Source organism: Pseudomonas coronafaciens pv. oryzae str. 1_6 (assembly GCF_000156995.2).
GTDB classification, from domain to species: Bacteria; Pseudomonadota; Gammaproteobacteria; order Pseudomonadales; family Pseudomonadaceae; genus Aquipseudomonas; species Aquipseudomonas tremae.
The window spans coordinates 3,662,264-3,684,232 of record NZ_CP046035.1; the positions used below are offsets into that span (position 1 = coordinate 3,662,264).

The following is a 21,969-nucleotide window of genomic DNA, read 5'->3' on the forward strand; positions in this document are numbered from 1 at the left end:
GTCAGCCTCCGAAACTGCTGCTGCCGCTGCTTTTACCGCCCCAACCGCTGCGTGCCGAAGCCTGGCTGCCGAAGCCACCACGCGAAATGGTCGATGACACCGACGAGCCAGAACCCGAGCTGCCCAGATTACGCCCCAGGGTACTCTTGCCGTAGCTGCGGTCCGGGCTGGATTGAGCCTGGGTCGAACGGCTGAACGTCTTGCCGCGGTCGATCTGGCTGGGCAGAGAAGAGCTGTAATACCCACCCCGATCATCACGCGTCTGATAGATGGGTTGCGAGTAACGGTTGCCGCCAAAGCCGTTGCTGAGCAAGTTGCCGATCAGCAGACCCGCCATCAGCCCGGTGGTGCCACTCATGCCGGCGGGAGCGGACTGCGTGACTTCCTGATTGGCTCTGTCCAGCGCTTCCTTGGGCACCTGCCCGGAGAAGCCCAGCTCGAAACCGCCCATCTTTGGTACGTATTTGCCGTCGGACGTTACCTGGCAGTAATCCGGCACGAAGTCCGCGTCGCAGGACGCCTTGTCATCATAAGTCGGGGCAATGCGCCGATGGTCGGACAGCGCCTGCATGTAGGCGTCCGAACACATGTCCACCGGCACCTTGGCCTCGACGCATTCCTGCACCGACTTGAAATTGGCCTTGGCTTCGAAATTCTGTTTGCTTTCAGACGGGCCACACCCGGCCAGAGCCAGAGGAAGCGTGCTGGCAAGTACCAGTTTTACTGAACTACGTCTCATCATGAGTCTCCTTGTTCAAGGCTGCTGTCAGACCGATGGGGTCATGCAGGCGGCGTTGAGAAGACCGACGCTGATCGCGACGCTGGCCGAATAGATGGCGGCTGCCAGCTCGCCCCTGGCAATGCGGCCAGACAGGCCCTTGAGCACCAGGCTGGTGACGCCGAACGCCAGCAGTTGTACCACGGCAGCAATTACCACCCAGACGATCACGTCCAGAATGCTGATGCTGTAGGTGATGATGTTGCTGGCCGGCAACGCGAAACCGATCAACGAGCCACCCAGTGCCAGTGCAGCGGCGCTGTTGTTCTCGCGGATCAGCGCGAACTCCTTGTGCGGCGTGATCCTGCTGTAGATGAACTGGAACAGCGCGAACAGAATCGCCGCCACCAGGATGTACATGATAAAGCCGAACACGGCAGTGGCATTGAGCGACATACGCAGCGCGTCGATCATGAGGATTTCCTTGTCAAAGAACGTTGATATCAGTGGATTGCAGCGTGATGCCTACCGCCGTGGTCAGTGTGATGCTGCCCTCTTCGTCTTCCTCCACGGAAAACAGCAGAAACTCACGGCGATTGATCAGGCCCGTTTCGCGCGCGTACAGCATGCTCAAGTGTTTGACGCGATAGGCCGCGTCAGGGCTGACGATGTCTTCGTCCAACGGTGTCAGCTCGGTCTGGCCTGGCGAAGTACCCCACTGGCGTTCGAATACTTCGCCGTCGTGCTCGTAGGTCGGCAGGCCGATCTTCGACGACGGGCCGGTCAGGCGCAGCAATTCGTCCTTGCTGGTGATCGGCTCGGCGCTGTAGTAGCCGAACAGAATGATGTCCTGCACGTCTTCCGGATTGGGTCCGTTGCTGACCACTTGCAGGAAGTAGTCCTCGTTATCCAGATAGAAACGATGAATGGCCATCGACTGGCCCAGGTCGACACGCCCCACGGCCCAGACTTTTTCGTCGCCGGGGACGACCACCTCCGAATGGCCTTCGAGCAACAGCTTCAATGAGCTGTCCAGGCACAGCATTCGTCCGGACGCCAGCCCGAGCGGGCTGAGCGTGCCGACTGATCGTTCGCCATCACCACCAGATGCCTTGGGTGCTTCCAGCCCCATGGCACGTTTGAACCAACTCATAATCCATTTCCTTGCAGTCGACGGGAGACGATATATAAATCTCTTTAACCGGAACAGGCGCACGGCTCGCGAGACGGGTTCATTTCGGCGCGAGTAATGTTCTGGAATGCATCAGCCACGCCACACAAACACCCGCCAGCGCACCGGCAATGTGTGATTCGAACGACACACCGGCCACCGGCACGAAGCCGAAAACCAGCCCGCTGTAAGCGGCCACCACCACCAGCGCGATCAGCACGCTGGCGATACTGCGCTGGTACCAGCCTCGCGCCAGCAGATAAGCCCACAAACCGAAAATCAGGCCGCTTGCGCCGACATGAATATTGCTGCGTCCAAAGCACCAGACCAGCAGCCCGCCCAGCAGGCAAACCAGCCCGGCGACCCACGCATAGCGCCTGACCCCCTCAGTAGCCACCAGCCAGCTCAGCACAATGAACGGCAACAGATTGCTGATCAAGTGCTGAATCGAGCCATGTATGAAGGGAGCGAAAACAATTCCGCGCAGCCCGGTAAGGCTGCGCGGAATGATACCGAAATGAACCAGAGCGTTGCCGGTGATCGAGTTTATTGCCTGAACCGCAAGCAACACTGCCGACAGTACGAGGATGACCTTGAGCCGTTTGGAGTACTCCATTGACCGTCCCCGCCTGCCTCGTCGCTACGCTTACTGAGCCGGCGTCTGGCTTTTGGCTTTCAAACGCGCGAGCACGTCTTCCGCACCACCGCTCTTCGCACCGATCCCGGCATCCTGCAGGCGGCGCTCAAGATCACTGCCGCTGGACTGGCTGGCCAGTTCCTCGGCGGCTTCGAGCTTGGCATCCTGTTCGTCCTGACGCTGCTTGAGGCGCGCCAGCGAACCCACGGCGGTTTCCACTGCGCCACTGGCGCCACCGGTTGCCGTGGCGGTCGCAACCCGGGCGCGCTGCACGGTTTCGCGGGCCTTGGCCATCTCGACCTGTTGCTTGAGGCTCTTGATGCGCGACTCGGCCTTGATCACCTGCTCCTGCAGCAGACTGACCTGCTTGCTGAACTGGTCAGCCAGTTCCTGTTCCTGATCACGCAGGGCCTCGATCTCGGCAATCTTGTTGGCGCATTCAACAGCCAGAGCTTCTTCACCCTTGTTCAGCGCCTGCATGGCGCGGCCTTCCCAGTTCGCGATGCTGGTGGCATGTTCTTCAAGGCGCTGTGCCGACAACTTGTGCTTGGCCTTGATGGTGATCAGGCCGTCACGCGCCTTGACCAACGCGTTCTCTGCGTCGCGGATCTCCTGATCCAGAATGCGGATGGCGTTGGCATCGGCGATCGATTCGCCCACTTCGGAAGCGCCACCACGAACGGCAGTCACCAGTTTTTTCCAGATACTCGTAGTCATGAATGTTCTCCGCCTGACAGCGCTGTTCAGTAGATGAAATGATCTTCAAAAGCGTCGGCCGCACGCATCACGTTATCCGCGAGGGTGAGGATTTCCTGCACGATCACGGTAAGCGACGATGCCGCGCTCAGTGCTCCGAACAGGCAGTAGACTTCCTGATCGCTGCCCAGCTTTTCGATGCCGATCGAGGACAGCGGAAACAGATCGCGACTGCGTAGCACAACGTCGTTGAATGCCTGCACATTCTTGACCTTGTTCACTTCAATCAGCGTCGCGTCGGCCAGAATCTGCTCGCCTTCCACCGCAATGTAGATAGGCAAATCGCCATGGTCGGCCATCGTTAGCTTGATACCCGATCCATCAGCCTCGGTCACGTCGAGCTCGATCTTTCCGTTCGTCACCAGCTCCAACTCGCTAAGGGCCTTTTGCAGTGAGCTGATGGTCCAGTGGGTATTCTCGGTCATGAAATCCTCCAATTTGATCCTCTCGCCCAGAAAGGGCTGTCTTAATGCTTTTTCGATGCCTCGCAAGGCATCGACATTCTCGGGCCGGATCCAGAATTCCCGCTTGACCAGACCGGCGTCCTTGAGTCGCAGACGCATTTCACGCATGTAATCGGTAGAGCTCTTGGAAACTTTGGCCGGGACGGCTGCCTTGTCGCCTTGGGTTTTACGAGGCATTGGCGCTCCCCTCTGGCTGTTAGCTATGAATCAGGTGAGCAACGTATCAGATGTTTTCAAAGATAGATATGTATCACATGTGAGATTTTTTTAGCGACGGGAGTAGTCGCGCTAGCGCAAGCGTGTTGGCTCAAGATCCAGCCGCTGACAGCTCTGAAGTCTTCGCGGACAAGTCCGCTCCCACAATATTGTGTCGCTGTGCCTCTGTTCCCCTATTCCCCTATTCCCCTGTACCCCTGTTGACCTGTGCCCTTTAACCCTGTGGGAGTGGACTTGTCCAAGAAGGCGGGTCATCAGGCACTGAGTAAGTCAGTACTAAAAACGCAAAAAAGGCGCTACCCACATCAGCAGGTAGCGCCTTTCTTCGGGGTGCAGATCACTCACCCGTCACAGCATAAGCTTTCATTCAGCCAGGCTTTTGCTCACCACTTCATAGACATCCGCCGACAGTTTGCCGGAGGCCAGGATGCGTTCCAGTTCTGCCTTCATCAGCGCCTGACGGGCGCTGTCGTATTTGCGCCAGCGGGTCAGCGGCGCCAGTTGGCGGGAAGCAATCTGCGGGTTCAATGCGTTCAGTTCTATGACCAGATCCGCCAGGAAGCGGTAGCCGGAACCATCCGCTGCATGGAAGTTGATCAGGTTCTGCCCGGCGAACGCGCCGATCAGGGCGCGGACCTTGTTCGGGTTCCTGATGCTGAAGGCAGGGTGCTTCATCAGTTCCTGAACGCGTTGCAGCCCGCCCGGCTGGGTGCTGGCGGCCTGCACACTGAACCACTGATCCATGACCAGCGCGTTGTTCTTGAAGTTCTCGGCGAACACGGCAAGTGCCTTGTCGCGCTCTTCAGTGAATGGCGAGTTTACCAGCACGGCCAGCGCAGTCAGGCGCTCGGTCATGTTATCGCTGGTGTCGAACTGGTCGATGGTCGCCGCCAGCACTTCAGGTTTGCCGCTGAGCATCAGGTACGACAGCGCGATGTTCTGCAGCGCGCGACGGGCGAAATGCGCAGATTCGGCAACGTATGGCGTGGCCTTGGAAAGCTCGCGGTTGGCTTTGTAGCGCGCCAGCAGGCTGTCAAACAGGCCATCGGCCAGTTGTTGGCGAGCAAACTCGCGAGCAGCGTGAATGGCATCGACATCGGCCACGTCGCTGATCTCGGCCAGATAAGCCTCGCCCGGCAGCGACAGCATCTCCGCAACCATCGCCTGATCCAGTTGTTCATCCGCCAGTACGGTACCCAGCGCAGTGATCAGCCGCTGGTCCATGACCAATGGCTGACCCTGCTGGTGCTGACCGATCAGTTCCTGCAACACCTGAACCGACAGTTGCTGACCCGCATCCCAGCGATTGAAGCCATCGCTGTCGTGCTGCATCAGGAACATCAGCTGATCGCGGTCGTACGGGAAGCTCAGCTTCACGGGTGCCGAGAAGCCGCGCAACAATGAAGGCAGCGGCTTGTCGGCAATATCGGCGAAGGTGAAGGTCTGTTCGGCCTCAGTCACCGAAAGCACCCGCGTGCTGCCGGTTGCGGCGGTTTCGTTGGCCAGGCGCAGGGCAATCTCGCCGCCGTTGCTGTCCAGCAGGCCCAGCTCGACCGGGATCACGAATGGTTGCTTCTGATCGCCAGGCTGGCCCGGCGTGGTCGGGCAGCTCTGGCGGAAGGTAAGGCTGTAGGCTTTTGCAGCGGCATCATACGACTCGCTGACCACCAGACGCGGCGTTCCGGCCTGGCTGTACCAGCGCTTGAACTGGGTCAGATCGACGCCATTGGCGTCTTCCATGGCCTTGATGAAATCGTCGCAGGTCACGGCCTGGCCATCGTGGCGCTCGAAATACAGATCGCTACCCTTGCGGAAGCCCTGGGCGCCCAGCAAGGTATGCAGCATGCCGACCACTTCCGAACCCTTTTCGTAAACGGTCAGGGTGTAGAAGTTGGAGATCTCGATAAAGCTGTCCGGGCGTACGGCATGAGCCATAGGGCCTGCATCTTCGGCGAACTGGTGGGTGCGCAGGTAGGCAACGTCCTGAATACGCTTGACCGTGGCCGAGTTCATGTCAGCCGAGAAACCAGCGTCGCGGTACACCGTGAAGCCTTCCTTGAGCGACAACTGGAACCAGTCACGGCAGGTCACGCGGTTGCCCGACCAGTTGTGGAAGTACTCGTGGGCAACGATCGCTTCGACACGCTGGTGCGCCGCGTCGGTGGCGGTTTCAGCGCGGGCCAGCACAGCACTGGAATTGAAGATGTTGAGGCCCTTGTTCTCCATTGCCCCCATGTTGAAGTCGTTGACCGCAACGATCATGAAGATGTCCAGGTCGTATTCGCGGCCGTAGGTTTCTTCGTCCCAGCGCATGGACTTCTTCAGGCTGGTCATGGCGTGCTGGCATTTGTCGACGTTTTCCGGCTCGACGTAAATGCGCAGGGTCACTTCGCGCTGGCTCATGGTGGTGAATGTGTCTTCGATGCACCACAAATCACCGGCCACCAGCGCAAACAGGTAAGCCGGTTTCATGAACGGGTCTTCCCACGTCGCCCAGTGTCGTCCGCCCTCCTCTTCACCGCTGGCGACCGGGTTGCCGTTGGACAGCAGAATCGGGAAGCCTTGCTTGTCGGCGCTGAGCGTGGTGGTGAACTTGCTCATGACGTCGGGGCGGTCAAGGTAGTACGTGATCTTGCGGAAGCCTTCGGCCTCGCATTGAGTGCAAAACATGCCGCTGGATTTGTAAAGGCCTTCGAGCGCGGTATTGGTTTCAGGATGGATGCGCACGGTGCTGTCTACCGTAAAGCTGGCAGCCTGTGGATGCAAAGTCAGGTGATCTTCCGTCAACTGATAATCCGCAGCACCCAGCTCGACGTCGCTCAGTTTTACCGACAGCAATTCCAGATGCTGACCGTCCAGCACCAGCGGCGGCAGGCCTGCGCCGCGCTCGGGGTTACGACGCATGACCAGTTGGGCGTGGACCAGCGAGTGATCGTCGAACAGCTCGAAGGTCAGGTTCGTCTCATCGATGAGGTACTCGGGAGCCTGATAATCCTTCAGGTAGATCATTTTCGGTTGTTCGGTGCGCATGCGGGGATCCTTTTACTGATGCACGGCCAGCTGATAAGCCGTGTATTTGCGAATATTGATCACGCCGGTATCGAAAATCAGGTACTGGCCCTTGATCCCCAGCAGCGTGCCCTCGGCAATCGGGTTCTTGTCCAGATTGAAGCTGACAATCTTGGTCGGATACGCCTCGACCGGATAACGAAACTCGACCGGTTCGGCATCGTGTAGCAGTTGGATGGCCTGCAGACCGAATCGTTCTTGCAATCCGAGCAACCCTGCGCCACAGCTGTCGAACAGTTCCTGGCGAATAGCCTTGAGATCGACGGGTTGGGCGTCTCCTTTGAGCAAGGCACGCCAGTTGGTGCGGTCCGCCACCTGACTGCGCAACAGGTCTTCGACAAAGCCCGACTGCTGGCGAGTTGCGACGCGGATAATCGGCAGTGCCTGACTGGCACCCTGATCCAGCCAGCGAGTCGGCAACTGCGTCGCACGAGTGATACCGACCTTGACGCCTGAAGAGTTGGCCAGGTACACAATGTGATCAGTCATGCAGAACTGCTCGCCCCATGACGGGTCGCGGCAGGTGCCCTGATCGTGATGGCATCTTTCCGGGCTCATAATGCACAGATCGCACTGCGCCAGCTTGAGCATGCACGGGTAGCAGTAGCCCTGACTGTAGCTGGACTTGGTCTTGCGCCCGCAATGACTGCAGTGAATCGCCCCCAGAAACTCGAGACGCACGGTCTTGCCGATCAGTGGGTTGACCGCAATCTCGGTCTCACCAAGGCGAAAAGCATATTGCACGAACGGCGTGTCATCCTGACGCGCCGACATTTTGTTGACAGCTCCGCGACCAATTTCGATCAATGAATAGCATCCGATTTGAACAGGATATTGGGCACCGGCGCAGACTTGGAGGCGCATTCCTGCGGCCCCATGTAGCCAGTGCGCTGGTCTTCGGGCAGGTGCTGCGCTTCCCAGGCGATCAACGCCTGCAATGACAGCTCACGCTGCTCCTGGGTCAATTTGCGACCATCGGACCATTTGCCGATCTCTACGGCCAGTTTCAGGCTTTCGTAGATGTCCGGGGTGATGTTTTCGATCATTTCTATAAAAGACGACATGGGGCACTCCAGAAAGTAGCCAGTGATTCTAGGCTTTGCGGCGTGCAACCACACCACCAAGCAAGCCGGTAACACAACCGATGATCAACCCGCCGACATGAGCTCCGTTGGCGATTTCGCCGAAGCCGAGCATGCTCACGAAACCTGACAGGCACAGCGCCAGCCAGACCAGCATCATGATCAATACACCACGCGGCAAGCGGTAGACCGGGTTGGGCGCCAGCATTTGAAAGATCCAGCAGTGGCCGAGCAACCCGTACAGCACGCCAGACAACCCGCCAAACAGGCTCGGACCGCTGAACAGGTATTGCACATAATTTGAAACCGCTGAAAACAGCAGAGTGAGCAGCAATAACGGAAAACTGCCCTGGCGAATTTCGATGCGTCGACCTAACTCCCAGAACCACATGCCATTCATGGCCAGGTGCAGGATGCCGAAGTGGATCAACATCGGCGAGACGATTCGCCACCATTGCCCGGAAGCCAGGGTTTCGGACAATGGCAGAAACATCGCGTATTCACCATTGATGCGGAAATCCTGAAAAGTCAGCCAGCGGATGGCTTCCAGGTTGTCGCCCAACAGTGTCAGCCCTGCAACCAGCAAGGTGACCAGCAGCACCAACGCTGTCACCGGACTGTTGCGCAACTGTTCGATCAGGCCAGGCGCCTTGTACCTGGGCGCCTGAGACGCGTCTGCCAGTTGAACATGCTCGTCGCCCTCGGGGTAGCGCGTGTACAGCTCGCGCACCTCATCGGCCAGGCGCTCGGCATCAGGCACCCACAGCACCTGTTCTCCGACCTCTTCGCTGACCCGATGAGGGATCTGCAAGCGCTGCAGCAAACGAACGAACCCGCTCAAATCGGTCGTCAAAGGCAAGCGCAGAACGGCAACGGGACTCATTGTGAAACCTCGGGACGCTGAACATCGACCCAGACGAATTTATCCGGATCGATCTGTGTTTCGTGATCAAGCCGGTAGGCGACCAGTTTACCGTAGAGCACAGCGCTGTAATCCAGACAGGCCAGATTCGGCCGTATGGGTGCCGGCGGCCCGCTGCGCCAGTAATGACCGACGAACAGCAGCGGCTCGTTGATGCCATAGCGCAGCAATGCATTTTTTTCGGACGTGGACAACGGCGTCTTGGCCACACCTTCCGGCAATGCGTCGGGCTGAAAAACCACGTCGCCGTAAGTCTGTGGGTCATCTTCCCAGAACTTGGTCCTGAAGAACTCGCGGGTCAGTCCATCGCCGCCAGTCAGGGTAAGGCCGTGAGGAAGACGCATGTCGGTGCCGCGCAGCAGGCGGTTGAAGACATTGCTGGCGAAACTGCCGGGGACTGCCGAGGCCTGAACAAATGGCCTGTCGATGCAACCGTTGCCATACAGGCTGCGCAACGGGTCGATGAGGGTCGAATCCCAGCAGGCATGCACCACCCGGAAACGTCCGGCATCAATGTACAACGGCAGCTCATAGAACCAGTTGACGAACTCGCTCCACTCATCAGGATAATTTTCGAACTGAGCCAGTGTTTCGCCGATCAGCCGGGAATGACGCGTGGTGTGTTCACGCACAAACTGATGTCCGCTTTCGGGCAGCGCCGGTGTCACCCAGCCAAGCGCGTTGAATTCATGGTTGCCCATGATGCAGTGAGCCTGACCCGCCTGAACCATATCGCGCACGATATGCAGCGACTCGCGAATCAGCGGGCCACGGTCGATGATATCGCCGAGAAATATGACGATGCGTTCAGGGTGGCGCCAGACGCCAGCCTGCAGACGGTAACCGAGAAGCTCCAGCAAGTGCTCGAGGGTATGGGCACACCCGTGCACGTCACCGATCAGATCGTAGCCACGCGCAGGATCGAGCATTAATCTCCCCCGCCGCCGAGCTTGCTGCCCCAGCCGAGCTTGGTGCGACAGACCTCGTAATAATTATGGTCCAGCGGATGGATCAAGCGCAGTTTCTGCGGCTTCTTGCTGACGGTGATGGTGTCGCCGGGGGCGCAGGTAAAGTGATTCTGACCGTCGCAGGACACCTGCGGGTAAATGGTCATGTCCTTGGACACCACGATTTTCAGCTCGCTGTTGCCATCAACCACGATGGGCCGACCGGACAGCGTGTGCGGGTACATCGGCACGATGACAATGGCATCGAGCTTGGGGTGCATGATCGGCCCGCCGGCCGACAGCGCGTAGGCGGTGGATCCGGTCGGCGTGGCGACAATCAGGCCGTCGGCCTTCTGGCTGCACACGAACTGGCCGTCGATGTATATCTCGAACTCGATCATTCGCGTGGACTTACCAGGGTGCAGCACCACATCGTTGAGCGCATCGCCCTGGCCAATGGCCTCGCCATGACGGCGTACTTCGGCCTGCAGCAGGAAGCGGTTTTCGACCAGGTAATGCCCGTCGAGCACTTCGGCGCATTTGACCTCGAGTTCGTCCGGCCGGATGTCAGTCAGAAAGCCCAGGCTGCCACGGTTGATACCCAGCACCGGCACATTGTGCCGGGCCAGCGCACGCGCGGCACCCAGCAGACTGCCATCGCCACCGACCACAATAACCATGTCACAGACTTCGCCGAGCATCTTGCGCGACGAGGTCTGCAGACCGTGACCGGGCAAAACCTCGGCGATGGTCTCTTCTAGAATGACGTGCAGATGCCGGTCCAGCAGGAATCTCTTGAGTCGGCGAACAGTATCGAGCACCTGAACACTGCCCAGGCGACCGATGATGCCGATATTTCGAAATTGCTCCATGAGGCTCCTGCTGCGGTTCGAGACGACTTAAAACGCGATTATGGGCGAAACGGCCCGGCAGCAGCAAACCGAGTGTAAAAGGATGACCAGCGCGCAAGCGTGCGGTACCTGCACACTGCGAGCAAATTCCTTTCCGGCGAGGCTACGGCGTCAGCGGTCGAACCTTCTCACAACCATTTGCAGAACCTTGCACGGCCCCTTCGGCAATCGGCGCACCCTTCCAGAACGCCTGGTCCTTGCCACCTCGCTTGGCCTGATAAAGATTGACGTCGGCCGTCTTGAGCACTTGCAGGCTGCTTGAGCCCGCGTCGATATTCGCCAGGCCTGCGCTGCAGGTCAACTTGCTGACGGCCTGCGTGGCTCTGATGGTGTCCAGCAGGCGCATCACGTAATCACTGGCGGCTTCTTCACTGGAGGCAGGCAGGATCACACCGAACTCCTCCCCCCCCATACGACCGAACGCAAGGCTGCCCCGAGTCTTTTGCAGGCAGGTAGCCATGAGGCGCAGGACATCATCGCCGGCATCGTGTCCGAACCGGTCATTGATATGTTTGAAGTTATCAATGTCGAGCATCAGAAAATAACCGGCACTGTTATGTGCCACGTGTTCATCCAGTGCCTGCATCAATGCACGACGGTTCAGTATATCGGTGAGGTCATCGGTCAACGACAGTTCGCGAAAACGGCTTTCCAGGGACAATACCTTGCGCAGGGTTCGGGTATAGGTGTGATTGAGTAATACCCCCAGGCTGATCGATGAAATAAAGAAAAGTATCATGAACACGTACGTCACACTGTCCTTGTCGACACCCTGCGCCGGAGACAGAATGACCCAGGAGAGTATCGACACCAGCAGATAATCGCGGGTATACACCACCAATAATGTCGAGCACAGGATAATCATGATTGCGATCGGCAATGACCAATTGATTCCCAGGTCATTATTCAACCGAGTGACCTGCGAAAAGCACAGGGCCACGGTGACCACCGACGCCATGCCTGCGCCGCGCCAGACTCTGAAATCGGCAGCGCGATACTGCCATACGCACGTCACCATCATGGCGGCGGTCAGCAGCACCTCACGAACACCGCATTCGACATCGGGCGTCACAGTTAAAACAGCCAGCCAACAGACCAGTGCAATACATTGCACACGCGCTATCGCCGGTGAGAGCAGATGTTTTATACGTGTCTGCATTTCACCATTCATGGACCACTCCAGGCATTCCGTTTCCCGAGCACAATCGCTTTAAAAAGACTGCGTATGAACGCCGTCACCCTGTCCAGATGACGATATATAAACAGCGGCCCGATTTGAACACACTTGAAACAGTACGGGTGAATAAACATGATTGCACAGGCGACCGGTCTTTCATGCGAAAACATACAAAACCTGTTTGCCGCCTCGCGAATATCATTTATATCAGACATTGCCCCACCGGCAGGCGTGCATAATAAACACTCTCCGGCCCAGGGTAATATCTGTTTTCTTTCTTCAGTGCCGACCGCCTGAAACCTTTCATTCAGACTGTCTGTCGGCAGCGACTCACGCTATCCTCGGCACATGACTCTATTCCCCACGCTCATCGATCTGCCCCGCCAGTTGCGACACTCAGAAGTGCGCGACCTTGCCTGGGTGATCCTTGCGCCGCCCATGCTCGAAGCCACACCCTGGCCGCAGCGTCATCCACTGGCAGGCAGCGACTGGGTACAGGCCCCCGAGCAACTGGCGGCCTTTCTCTGGCAACTCGATCGGGACAGTGGCCCGCTGGAGAACTGGCTGGCACAGGCGACCACGCGGCGCTTGGGGCGCTATTACGAGCGGCTTTGGCAATTTGCGGTACAGCACGCGCCGGGGGTGGAGATCATTGCCGCTAACCTGCCGATCAGGCTGGGCAGCCAGACGCTGGGCGAACTGGACATGCTGTTACGTGATCGCGACGGTGTGCATCACGTCGAGCTGGCAATCAAGCTTTACCTCGGGCCACAGGATGGAGACGGATGCCCGCCGGAGCACTGGCTGGGGCCTGGCTGCAATGACCGGCTGGATCGCAAGCTTGCCCACCTGAGCCTGCATCAGTTGCCCATGTCTGCGCGCCCGGAAAGCCGCGCGACGCTGGCCGCGCTGGGTGTCGAAGCGTTCAATGCGGAGTTGTGGCTGGGCGGCTATCTGCTGTATCCGTGGCCGGGACCGTGTGAATCCCCGGAAGGTGCTCACCCCCAGCACCTCAAGGGACACTGGCTGCATCAGCGAGACTGGAGAGCATTTCATGTGCAAAGCCGGCCAGGCCGCTGGCAGCCTTTGCCTCGTCACGCCTGGCTGGCGCCAGCGCTATATACCGAGGCCTGGACTGAACAACAACTTGAAGACTGGCTGACTGAGCTCGACCCGATGGCCCCGGCGCAATTGCTGGTCCGACTGAGCCAGGATGCGACGGGCCATTGGCAGGAAGCCGAGCGGCTGTTTCTGGTGTCGGACATGTGGCCCAACCTGGCCGACACCAGTCATGCACTCAACCCAGTCGCAGTGCCAGCGCCGCCAGCGTGATGAGCAGCACGGGCACCGTCAGCACTATGCCGACCTTGAAGTAATAGCCCCAGCTGATGGTAATACCCTTGCGCTCCAGGACGTGCAGCCAGAGCAGCGTCGCCAGGCTGCCAATCGGCGTGATCTTCGGCCCCAGATCGCTGCCGATCACGTTGGCGTAGATCATCGCTTCCTGGATCGCGCCGCTGGCATGGCTAGCGTCGATGGACAACAGCCCGATCAGCACCGTCGGCATGTTGTTCATGATCGACGACAGAAACGCCGTCATCACCCCAGTGCCCATTGCCGCGCCCCAGATACCATAGCCCGCGAACCAGTCCAGCAGACGGGCCAGATAATCTGTCAGACCGGCATTGCGCAGCCCGTAGACCACCAAGTACATGCCCAGCGAAAACACCACGATGTGCCACGGCGCTTCCTTCATCACTTTGCGCGTTTTGATGGTGTGGCCCTTGGCAGCGATGGCCAGCAACAGCAAGGCACACACCGACGAGATCGCGCTGATCGGAATGCCCAGCGGTTCAAGCGCAAAGCAGCCCACCAGCAAAATCACCAGCACGGCCCAGCCAGCCATGAACGTGGCCCGGTCGTGGATGACAGTCTCGGGCTTGTCCAGCTGCTCTGGCTCGAACTCGCGAGGAATATCGCGGCGGAAATACCACATCAGCACTGCGAGGGTGGCGGCGACGCTGGCCAGGTTGACCGGGACCATCACTGCGGCGTAACGATTGAAGCCGATCTTGAAATAGTCAGCCGAAACGATATTGACCAGGTTCGACACTACCAGCGGCAAGCTCGCCGTATCGGCAATGAAGCCGGCAGCCATTACAAATGCCAGGGTCGATGCCGCCGAAAAGCGCAGCGCCAGCATCATCGCGATGACGATGGGCGTCAGGATCAACACCGCGCCGTCGTTGGCGAACAACGCCGACACCAATGCACCAAAAAGCACGAACAGGGCGAACAGGCGTCGCCCGTTCCCCTTGCCCCAGCGCGCCACATGCAGCGCTGCCCATGCAAAGAAGCCCGCTTCGTCCAGCAACAGCGTGATGATGATCAGTGAAATGAACGTCGCGGTGGCGTTCCAGATGATGCCCCACACCACGGCGATATCACTGACCTGGACAACCCCGGTCAGCAACGCCAGAACGGCCCCCAGCACCGCACTCCAACCTACACCTAGCCCTTTGGGCTGCCAGATAACCAGTGTGATGGTGAACAGAAAGATCAGCGTTGCGATCAGCATTATTTGGTCCGTGGCAGAAGAATGGCGAGGATGCCGAGCAGCGGCAGGTAAGAACACAGCGTGTAGACGAACAGAATGCCCTGGCTGTCAGCCAGATAACCGAGCAAGGCGGCGCCGATGCCGCCAAAGCCGAACATCAGGCCGAAAAAGATCCCGGCGATCATGCCGACATTGCCGGGCACCAGTTCCTGGGCGTAGACCACGATGGCGGAGAACGCCGAGGCCAGCACGAAGCCGATGATCACGCTGAGCACGCTGGTCCAGAACAGGTCTGCGTAAGGCAGTGCCAGGGTGAACGGCGCAGCGCCGAGGATCGAAAACCAGATGACCGCCTTACGCCCGATTCGGTCGCCGATCGGACCGCCAAAAAAGGTCCCCGCCGCTACTGCTCCCAGAAACAGGAACAGGTGAAGCTGGGAGCTTGCGACGGACAGGTCGAACTTCTCGATCAGGTAGAACGTGAAGTAGCTGGTCAGGCTGGTCATGTAGAAAAACTTGGAGAACACCAGAAACGCCAGCACGGCCAGCGAGGCAATCACCCGGTTTCTCGACAGACCGTGGGTAGCTGTCTGACCGGCCTTGAGCTTGAACAGATCAAGGTGGGCGCGATACCAGCGGCTGATGGCATACAGCAAGCCGAGCGAGGACAGGGCAAACAGCCCGATCCAGGCCACATTGCCTTGCCCGAACGGGATGATGATCGCCGCCGCCAGCAATGGACCGAACGCAGTGCCTGTGTTGCCCCCAACCTGAAAGGTCGACTGCGCAAGGCCGAAGCGCCCACCGGAGGCCAGCCGCGCAATACGCGAGGCTTCCGGGTGAAAGGTCGAAGAGCCGATGCCTATCAACGCCGCCGCCAGCAGAATCAAGGGAAAGCTGCCCACCAGCGACATCATGACAATGCCGATCAGGGTGCAGATCGAGCCGACCGGCAATACCAGCGGGTTGGGATGGCGGTCTGTGTAATAACCGACCCAAGGCTGCAGCAGCGATGCGGTGATCTGAAATGTGAGCGTAATCAGGCCGATCTGGGTAAAGCTCAGGTCGTAGCTTTCCTTCAGCATCGGGTAGATGGAAGGAAGGATGGCCTGGATCAGGTCGTTGATCAGGTGCGCCAGTGCAACGGCGCCGATAATGCGCATTACCAGCGGACTGGACTGAGAAGTTGTCGAGGCCTTCGCCGTCGTCGGCTGAGCACTGGTGGCCATGAGTTTCATCCGTAAAAAGGTTTTCGAGTCTCCCCGGACGGATGATTACAAAATGTGTCACGCGTACCCGGGCGCGCCAATGTGCCATTTTTCGGGGCGACTGTGCCACGTTTTGTTGCGTTTTTGCAGAGGGGCCGAGAAGTGCTTCAGGAAGCCTCTTGTCTGCAACGCAGGAATGCAGATGACTCTCGCGCCGCTTCGCTGGCCATATGGTTCTGCACACCGCGCGGTGCAGATGTGTAACGCGGGGCGGCACAGGATGCATGCCAGCCGCGACCCTCAAGCAATCGAACCCAGCGCCGCTCCCTTGCCTGCAACCGGCACGTCGTGCAGCGAAATCTTCGAGGTCTCCGGCAGTGCCAGACCGCCCGCCAGTGCCAGCACTGCCACGGCCATCAGGTAAAACGCCGGCGACAGGTTGCTGCCGGTGATGCTGATCAGCCAGGTTGCCATCAGCGGCGCGGTGCCACCGAACAGGGTGTAGGCCATGTTGTAGGTGATAGCAGAAGCGGTATAGCGGGTACGGGTCGGGAAGGTTTCCGACAGCAACGCCGCCGTCACCACGCCGCACAGTACGGCGCCCACGGCCAGCAGCATGACGCCGATGATAGAAGCCACGAAGGAGCCGGAGCTGGCCATCAGGAATGACGGATAGACCACCACCATCAACAGAATGCAGGCAGTCGCCATCGTGGCACGACGCCCCACCCGATCCGAATACGCGCCGGCCACTGGACACAGCACAGCCGCGAAAGCCAGCGCGATCAGCGATACCAGCAACGCCATTGCCCTGCTCAAACCTCCAGCCACTTGCAGATAAGTCGCAAAATAGGTGGTGAACATGTAGAACGACAGCGCCGTGAGCGACACGAACGCCCCCAGACAGCATATGGCCCCCGCATGATGACGAAGGGTTTCGCTAAGCGGCGAGTGAGCCACCGCGAGCTCTTGAGTCACCGCCTGAAAAGCCGGGGTTTCGTCGAGCTTCCAGCGCAGGTAAAGCCCCACGAGCCCCAAAGGCGCAGCAATCAGAAACGGCAAACGCCAGCCCCAACTGCCCATGGCCTCAGCCGACAACGAAAACTCCAGTGCATAGGCCACAACGGCAGCAGCAGCGAAGGCGGAAAAGGTCGAGACCGGGACGAAGCTGCCATACCAGGCTCGCTGTGTGCGCGGCGCATGTTCCATGAGGTAGGCGCAGGCACCGGCGTATTCCCCTCCGGCTGAAAAGCCCTGCGCACAACGAATGAGGGTCAGCAGCACCGGCGCCATCACCCCTATTGCCGCATACGCCGGCAACAGGCCGATCAGTGTCGTCGCGCCAGCCATCAGCAGGATGGTCATGGCGAGGGTCTTCTTGCGCCCTATCCGGTCACCCAACATGCCAAAGAAAATCCCGCCCAGTGGACGAAACGCGAAGGCAACGGCAAACACGGCGAAGGTTTTCAGCAGTGCGACGCTGCTGTCGCCACTGGGGAAAAATTGCAGGGCGATGGTGGTGGCCAGAAAGCCGTAGACGGCGAAATCGAACCACTCGACAAAATTACCAATGGCTGCGGCAACAATGACTTTCTTCAGCGTGGCAGGATCGACGTGCTCTGGAATGGTAGTTGTCATGCTGACCTCGGCGTCTTGATCTGGAAGGGGTCGATTATCGAGACAGTACCCCGTACGCCTTACTCCAGATGTGTCATCCACGTAGTCAGGGCCGACCTCTTGCCACCTATTCGGGCATGATCCATGCCAAAGGCTCTGGAACGACGCCTACAGCCGCATCGCCCGCCGCCCCTGCAGGCCTCCGGTATGAATGAAGATCAGACGCGCGCCTGGCTCGAAACGACCGGCCAGCACCTCGTTACGCAACGCCAGCAACGCCTTGCCGGTGTACAGCGGCTCGAGAGGCACGCCGCTCTGCGCTTCACTGCTGGCGATGAAGTCGAGCAACACCGCATCGGTTTTGGCGAACCCGCCCCGGCTGGCATCCAGCAGAACGCAGCCTGGTGGCGGGTCCGAAAAGGCTTTTGCCTGCGGCCCTGCCGCTTCGTTCAGCACAGACACAATATTTTCAGCGACTCCGTGATCGTCAGGTACCGCCATCGCACCATAAACCGGGTGAGCGCCCGCCTCGGCCAGCAGCAGGCCGGCCACGGTCGTGCCAGTCCCGGCAGCAAGCCACCAGCTGTGGTAATCGGCCCAGCCCAGTTGCCCAAGCTGGCTTTTGACCATTTTCTGCAGCGCTGCACAGCCCAGAGCCCCGGCAAGCCCGCTGCCGCCTTCGGGAATCGGGTAGAACTCGGGATAGCGTTCCTGCCACGGCTGCCAGAAATCTGCAGCATGCCGCTGTCGATAGCCGGCGTAACCCAGCCAGTGCAACTGCATGCCGAAGGCTTGCAGGTCCTGCACCGTCGGCGTCTGCCCGGCATGGCCACGCAACAGGCCAACCGTTGGAAAACCGAAGCGCTTGCCCGCTGCAGCCAAGGCATGCAGATGATTGGAGTGCGCCCCGCCGAGGCTGATCACGCCTTGCGCCCCGACCTTGGCGGCTTGCGTCAGGTGCTTGCTGAGCTTGAACCATTTGTTGCCGCTGATCAGCGGGTCGATCCGGTCCAGGCGCAGTATTGCCACCTCGACTCCGGCGTCTTGCAGCCAAGGCAGGTCGAGGCGTTGCAGCGGAGCAGTGGGTTGCCAGCCGAGAGCGTCAAAAATCATCCGCGCAGTTTACAGACAAGCTTTGTCAGAGCGCAGCAGCCAGACGTGATCCCTGGTCGATGGCGCGCTTGGCGTCCAGCTCGGCGGCCACATCCGCGCCGCCGATCAGATGCACGCTCTGGCCGCCCGCGGCGAGGTCGTCATACAGCTCGCGCAACGGGTCCTGCCCCGCGCAGATGACGATGTTGTCCACCGCCAGGAGTTTTTCTTCACCGTCTTCGCCAATACGGATGTGCAGCCCGGCGTCATCGATTTTCAGGTACTCGACACTGTTGAGCATCTGCACCTGTTTGTTTTTCAGCCCGGTGCGATGAATCCAGCCGGTGGTCTTGCCAAGGCCATCTCCGACCTTGGAGCTCTTGCGTTGCAACAGGAACACCTGGCGGGCCGGGGCGTGTACCTCGGGCTTGATCCCGGCGACACCGCCACGTGCCTCAAGCGTCGTATCGATGCCCCATTCTTTCCAGAACGCCTCACAATCCAGGCTGGTGGCCACGCCCTGTTGCACGAGAAATTCCGACACATCAAAACCGATACCACCCGCACCGATCACCGCCACGCTGTGACCGACCGGCTTGCGCTGCAGGATCACGTCCAGATAACTCAACACCTTCGGATGCTCGATACCGGGAATGGCCGGAGTGCGCGGCGCAATGCCAGTGGCCAGAATCACCTCATCAAAGCCCGCGCCCAGCAGGTCCTGAGCCTTGACCCGCATGCCCAGGCGCAACCGCACGCTGGTGTCCTGAAGCTTGTTGCGGAAATAACGGAGGGTTTCGGAAAATTCCTCCTTGCCCGGTACACGCTTGGCAATGTTGAACTGGCCGCCTATTTCACTGGCCGAGTCGAACAGGGTCACCTCATGGCCACGCTGCGCAGCGACCGTCGCAGCGGCCAGACCGGCAGGACCGGCACCCACTACGGCAATTTTCTTGATCTGCAAAGCTGGCAAGTAGTTGAGTTCAGTTTCGTGACAGGCACGCGGGTTGACCAGACAACTGGTCAACTTGCCGCCGAAGGTATGGTCCAGACAGGCCTGATTGCAGCCGATGCACGTATTGATGCGGTCACCCTGGCCTGCCGCGGCCTTGTTGACGAATTCGGGGTCGGCCAGAAACGGGCGCGCCATCGAGACCATATCGGCATCGCCCTCGCTGAGGATGCGTTCGGCGACTTCCGGTGTGTTGATCCGGTTGGTGGTGATCAACGGAATACTCACCGAGCCCCGTAACCTGGCGGTAACCTTGCTGAATGCAGCGCGCGGCACCTTGGTGGCGATGGTCGGAATACGGGCTTCGTGCCAACCGATGCCGGTATTGATCAGCGTTGCGCCCGCCCGCTCGATCGCCTTGGCCAACTGGACGATTTCTTCCCAAGTACTGCCGCCCTCGACCAGATCCAGCATCGACAGACGAAAGATAATGATGAAATCGGCCCCGACCGCCTCACGCACGCGCGTCACGATCTCGACCGCCAGACGCATGCGGTTTTCGTAGCTGCCCCCCCAGCGATCGGTCCGGTGGTTGGTGTGGGCGGCGAGGAACTGGTTGATGAAATAGCCTTCCGACCCCATGATTTCGACGCCGTCGTACCCGGCACTACGGGCCAGGGTCGCACAGTTCACAAAATCGCTGATCTGCTTTTCAATGCCTTCTTCGTCCAGTTCACGGGGTGTGAACGGGTTGATCGGTGCCTGAATGGCACTCGGCGCGACCTGCTTGCGGCTATAGGCGTAGCGACCGGCATGCAGGATCTGCAGGCAGATCTTGCCACCGGCATCGTGAACTGCCCGGGTGACCGTGCGATGCTGTTCCGCCTCTTCGGCATTGGTGAGCATGGCTGCGCCATCGTAGACCCCGCCCTCTTCGTTTGGCGCTATGCCGCCCGTGACCATCAGACCGACCCCGCCACGTGCGCGCTCGGCAAAATACACGGCCATACGCTCGAAGCCACCCGGACGCTCTTCAAGACCGGTGTGCATCGAACCCATCAGGGTGCGGTTGCGCAACGTCGTGAACCCCAGGTCCAGCGGGGCCAGCAGGTGGGGATAAGGGGCAGCAGTCATGGCAAAGCTCCATCGAGTCAATCACGGAAAAACAGAAACCTCTGCGGGTTCTCTGATGTATCAGGCCACAGTAAACAGCCCGTCAAGGCCACTCAATGACCGAAAGTGACAAGTTATTGATCCAAACGCGCAGCGGCACTTGGCAAGCGCTCAACGTAGTCCTACCCTAGTCGACACTTTCCCGATGGCAGCCATCCGGCCTATTTATGCGCAAACTTTTCGCCATCTGTCTGATCCTCCTGGGCGCAATCAGTCTGGGCAGCTACCTGATCTGGACCGAACAACGCCCGGCGGGTCACTACCTGTCCGACCTGCGCATTCGACTGGCAGTCAATGAAGGCGACCCGAGCGAACGCGGAAACCTTCTGGGCATCGAGCCAGAGCTGTTCCCCACGGACTATCAAAACATCGACCATTTGCATCGCAAGCTGGCCGCCTACCTGCAACAGGCTCGTGATTACGGGCTGATCAATGCCAGAACGGTAGTGGTCATGCCGGAACATATTGGCACTTGGCTGTTTGCCAGCGGCGAAAAGGATCAGCTCTATCAGGCCGCCACGGTAGACGATGCAATGGAATGGCTGGCCTGGAGTAACCCGCTGCAATTCATCACGGCCCTGCTCGGCGCCGAAGGCAATAACCGTCTGGACGACGCGCACCTGCGCACTAAAGCCAGCAATATGGCCCGCGACTACCAGACACTGTTCGGCGGTCTGGCGAAAGAGTTCGGCGTGACGCTGGTGGCAGGCTCGATTGTGCTGCCGGACCCAAGCGTCGAAGGTGGTCAGCTGAAGATCGGCCAAGGCGCCCTGTATAACAGCAGCGTGACTTTCGACAGTGACGGCCACCCACTCGGGCAGCCGCAGCGTCAGCTTTACCCGGAGCGGCACCAGAAACGATATGTGCGCGCAGCGCGCGAGGCGCCGCTGAACGTGATCGATACGCCCGCTGGGCGCCTGGGTGTTCTGATTGGCAGCGACAGCTGGTATCCGGACAACTACGCCCGCCTCAACCAGAGCGGTGCTGAACTGATCGCCGTGCCGGCCTTCGTGATCGGCAAGGCCAGTTGGTCGCAACCGTGGCGCAAGCCTGCACATTCAGGCATCGAAATGGCCACTGATCATCCGAGTACGGGCGAAGCGTGGCGTCGGCTGACACTGATCAGTCGCCCTCCGCAAAGCTCGGCAAAGGCTGGAATAAGCGTGTTCATGCGCGGGCAATTCTGGAATCAGGGAGTTGCCGGGCAGAGCTTTGCCAGCCACGACGGTCAGACCATTGCCGAACCCCAGCCTGACAGCAGCGCAGGCGGCGCTCGCCTGATCAACCTCTGGCTTTGACA

At 59.5% G+C, this 21,969-nt stretch carries 20 protein-coding genes; 2 read left to right on the forward strand and 18 right to left on the reverse strand.

Annotation, left to right across the window (positions count from 1 at the left end):
- Position 1: 1 nt before the first annotated feature.
- The 13 genes from POR16_RS16290 to POR16_RS16350 form a co-directional block, all read right to left on the reverse strand.
- On the reverse strand, positions 2 to 739 hold the full coding sequence (locus POR16_RS16290) for a DUF1190 domain-containing protein (RefSeq protein ID WP_122381120.1): 738 nt from the start codon (positions 737 to 739) through the stop codon (positions 2 to 4).
- Between the two features lie 27 nt (positions 740 to 766).
- Positions 767 to 1,192, reverse strand: coding sequence for a DUF350 domain-containing protein (locus POR16_RS16295; protein WP_005892328.1), 426 nt, complete (start codon positions 1,190 to 1,192; stop codon positions 767 to 769).
- Positions 1,193 to 1,205: 13 nt separating this feature from the next.
- Positions 1,206 to 1,871, reverse strand: a complete 666-nt coding sequence (locus POR16_RS16300; RefSeq protein WP_005892326.1) for a YjfK family protein — start codon at positions 1,869 to 1,871, stop codon at positions 1,206 to 1,208.
- Between the two features lie 79 nt (positions 1,872 to 1,950).
- Positions 1,951 to 2,505, reverse strand: coding sequence for a rhomboid family intramembrane serine protease (locus POR16_RS16305; protein ID WP_005892324.1), 555 nt, complete (start codon positions 2,503 to 2,505; stop codon positions 1,951 to 1,953).
- Positions 2,506 to 2,535: 30 nt separating this feature from the next.
- Positions 2,536 to 3,243, reverse strand: a complete 708-nt coding sequence (locus POR16_RS16310; protein WP_024669724.1) for a PspA/IM30 family protein — start codon at positions 3,241 to 3,243, stop codon at positions 2,536 to 2,538.
- A 26-nt stretch (positions 3,244 to 3,269) separates the two neighbouring features.
- Entirely contained in the window at positions 3,270 to 3,923 is a 654-nt protein-coding gene (locus POR16_RS16315; protein WP_005892318.1) for a YjfI family protein, read from the reverse strand.
- A gap of 402 nt (positions 3,924 to 4,325) precedes the next feature.
- The gene (pepN, locus tag POR16_RS16320) at positions 4,326 to 6,992 is read right to left on the reverse strand and encodes an aminopeptidase N (RefSeq protein WP_005892316.1); all 2,667 of its coding nucleotides are present in this window, start codon (positions 6,990 to 6,992) and stop codon (positions 4,326 to 4,328) included.
- Positions 6,993 to 7,004: 12 nt separating this feature from the next.
- Positions 7,005 to 7,838 carry a DUF2797 domain-containing protein gene (locus POR16_RS16325; protein ID WP_024689838.1) on the reverse strand — a complete coding sequence of 278 codons (834 nt, stop codon included), beginning with the start codon at positions 7,836 to 7,838 and terminating at the stop codon, positions 7,005 to 7,007.
- Entirely contained in the window at positions 7,835 to 8,095 is a 261-nt protein-coding gene (locus tag POR16_RS16330; RefSeq protein WP_005892310.1) for a YeaC family protein, read from the reverse strand. The genes POR16_RS16325 and POR16_RS16330 overlap by 4 nt, the downstream gene beginning before the upstream one ends.
- A 28-nt stretch (positions 8,096 to 8,123) precedes the next feature.
- On the reverse strand, positions 8,124 to 8,996 hold the full coding sequence (locus tag POR16_RS16335; RefSeq protein WP_005892306.1) for a rhomboid family intramembrane serine protease: 873 nt from the start codon (positions 8,994 to 8,996) through the stop codon (positions 8,124 to 8,126).
- Positions 8,993 to 9,964 (reverse strand): metallophosphoesterase, encoded by a 972-nt coding sequence (locus tag POR16_RS16340; RefSeq protein WP_005892304.1) that lies wholly within the window; start codon positions 9,962 to 9,964, stop codon positions 8,993 to 8,995. Before POR16_RS16340 ends, POR16_RS16335 begins: the two co-directional genes overlap by 4 nt.
- Complete coding sequence (locus POR16_RS16345; RefSeq protein WP_002554505.1) at positions 9,964 to 10,854, reverse strand: NAD(+) kinase; 891 nt, start codon at positions 10,852 to 10,854, stop codon at positions 9,964 to 9,966. The genes POR16_RS16340 and POR16_RS16345 overlap by 1 nt, the downstream gene beginning before the upstream one ends.
- A gap of 142 nt (positions 10,855 to 10,996) precedes the next feature.
- A complete protein-coding gene (locus POR16_RS16350) occupies positions 10,997 to 12,064 on the reverse strand; it encodes a GGDEF domain-containing protein (protein ID WP_024669721.1) in 1,068 nt (355 codons plus the stop codon).
- Positions 12,065 to 12,418: 354 nt separating this feature from the next.
- Here POR16_RS16350 and POR16_RS16355 point away from each other — a divergent pair, with 354 nt between their 5' ends.
- Positions 12,419 to 13,402 carry a DUF1853 family protein gene (locus POR16_RS16355; RefSeq protein ID WP_122381119.1) on the forward strand — a complete coding sequence of 328 codons (984 nt, stop codon included), beginning with the start codon at positions 12,419 to 12,421 and terminating at the stop codon, positions 13,400 to 13,402.
- Here the strand turns inward: POR16_RS16355 and POR16_RS16360 are convergent.
- The 5 genes from POR16_RS16360 to POR16_RS16380 all read right to left on the reverse strand — a co-directional run bounded on the left by POR16_RS16360 (position 13,368) and on the right by POR16_RS16380 (position 20,630).
- Entirely contained in the window at positions 13,368 to 14,648 is a 1,281-nt protein-coding gene (locus POR16_RS16360) for an arsenic transporter (protein WP_053480836.1), read from the reverse strand. The two genes, POR16_RS16355 and POR16_RS16360, sit on opposite strands and share 35 nt — an antisense overlap.
- A complete protein-coding gene (locus tag POR16_RS16365; RefSeq protein WP_005892296.1) occupies positions 14,648 to 15,856 on the reverse strand; it encodes an MFS transporter in 1,209 nt (402 codons plus the stop codon). The genes POR16_RS16360 and POR16_RS16365 overlap by 1 nt, the downstream gene beginning before the upstream one ends.
- A 279-nt stretch (positions 15,857 to 16,135) precedes the next feature.
- Positions 16,136 to 17,473, reverse strand: a complete 1,338-nt coding sequence (locus tag POR16_RS16370) for an MFS transporter (protein WP_122381118.1) — start codon at positions 17,471 to 17,473, stop codon at positions 16,136 to 16,138.
- Between the two features lie 147 nt (positions 17,474 to 17,620).
- On the reverse strand, positions 17,621 to 18,565 hold the full coding sequence (locus POR16_RS16375; RefSeq protein WP_122381117.1) for a 1-aminocyclopropane-1-carboxylate deaminase/D-cysteine desulfhydrase: 945 nt from the start codon (positions 18,563 to 18,565) through the stop codon (positions 17,621 to 17,623).
- Positions 18,566 to 18,590: 25 nt separating this feature from the next.
- Positions 18,591 to 20,630, reverse strand: a complete 2,040-nt coding sequence (locus POR16_RS16380) for an NADPH-dependent 2,4-dienoyl-CoA reductase (RefSeq protein WP_005892288.1) — start codon at positions 20,628 to 20,630, stop codon at positions 18,591 to 18,593.
- A 206-nt stretch (positions 20,631 to 20,836) separates the two neighbouring features.
- Here POR16_RS16380 and POR16_RS16385 point away from each other — a divergent pair, with 206 nt between their 5' ends.
- Positions 20,837 to 21,967: a carbon-nitrogen hydrolase family protein gene (locus POR16_RS16385; protein WP_005892286.1), complete on the forward strand. Its 1,131-nt coding sequence runs from the start codon at positions 20,837 to 20,839 to the stop codon at positions 21,965 to 21,967.
- Positions 21,968 to 21,969: the final 2 nt, after the last annotated feature.

Coding starts and splice junctions, on each gene's coding strand:
- POR16_RS16290 (WP_122381120.1), bottom strand. CDS start 739: ATGAGACGTAGTTCAGTAAAACTGGTACTTGCCAGCACGCTTCCTCTG.
- POR16_RS16295 (WP_005892328.1), bottom strand. CDS start 1,192: ATGATCGACGCGCTGCGTATGTCGCTCAATGCCACTGCCGTGTTCGGC.
- POR16_RS16300 (WP_005892326.1), bottom strand. CDS start 1,871: ATGAGTTGGTTCAAACGTGCCATGGGGCTGGAAGCACCCAAGGCATCT.
- POR16_RS16305 (WP_005892324.1), bottom strand. CDS start 2,505: ATGGAGTACTCCAAACGGCTCAAGGTCATCCTCGTACTGTCGGCAGTG.
- POR16_RS16310 (WP_024669724.1), bottom strand. CDS start 3,243: ATGACTACGAGTATCTGGAAAAAACTGGTGACTGCCGTTCGTGGTGGC.
- POR16_RS16315 (WP_005892318.1), bottom strand. CDS start 3,923: ATGCCTCGTAAAACCCAAGGCGACAAGGCAGCCGTCCCGGCCAAAGTT.
- pepN (WP_005892316.1), bottom strand. CDS start 6,992: ATGCGCACCGAACAACCGAAAATGATCTACCTGAAGGATTATCAGGCT.
- POR16_RS16330 (WP_005892310.1), bottom strand. CDS start 8,095: ATGTCGTCTTTTATAGAAATGATCGAAAACATCACCCCGGACATCTAC.
- POR16_RS16335 (WP_005892306.1), bottom strand. CDS start 8,996: ATGAGTCCCGTTGCCGTTCTGCGCTTGCCTTTGACGACCGATTTGAGC.
- POR16_RS16340 (WP_005892304.1), bottom strand. CDS start 9,964: ATGCTCGATCCTGCGCGTGGCTACGATCTGATCGGTGACGTGCACGGG.
- POR16_RS16345 (WP_002554505.1), bottom strand. CDS start 10,854: ATGGAGCAATTTCGAAATATCGGCATCATCGGTCGCCTGGGCAGTGTT.
- POR16_RS16350 (WP_024669721.1), bottom strand. CDS start 12,064: ATGAATGGTGAAATGCAGACACGTATAAAACATCTGCTCTCACCGGCG.
- POR16_RS16355 (WP_122381119.1), top strand. CDS start 12,419: ATGACTCTATTCCCCACGCTCATCGATCTGCCCCGCCAGTTGCGACAC.
- POR16_RS16360 (WP_053480836.1), bottom strand. CDS start 14,648: ATGCTGATCGCAACGCTGATCTTTCTGTTCACCATCACACTGGTTATC.
- POR16_RS16365 (WP_005892296.1), bottom strand. CDS start 15,856: ATGGCCACCAGTGCTCAGCCGACGACGGCGAAGGCCTCGACAACTTCT.
- POR16_RS16370 (WP_122381118.1), bottom strand. CDS start 17,473: ATGACAACTACCATTCCAGAGCACGTCGATCCTGCCACGCTGAAGAAA.
- POR16_RS16375 (WP_122381117.1), bottom strand. CDS start 18,565: ATGATTTTTGACGCTCTCGGCTGGCAACCCACTGCTCCGCTGCAACGC.
- POR16_RS16380 (WP_005892288.1), bottom strand. CDS start 20,630: ATGACTGCTGCCCCTTATCCCCACCTGCTGGCCCCGCTGGACCTGGGG.
- POR16_RS16385 (WP_005892286.1), top strand. CDS start 20,837: ATGCGCAAACTTTTCGCCATCTGTCTGATCCTCCTGGGCGCAATCAGT.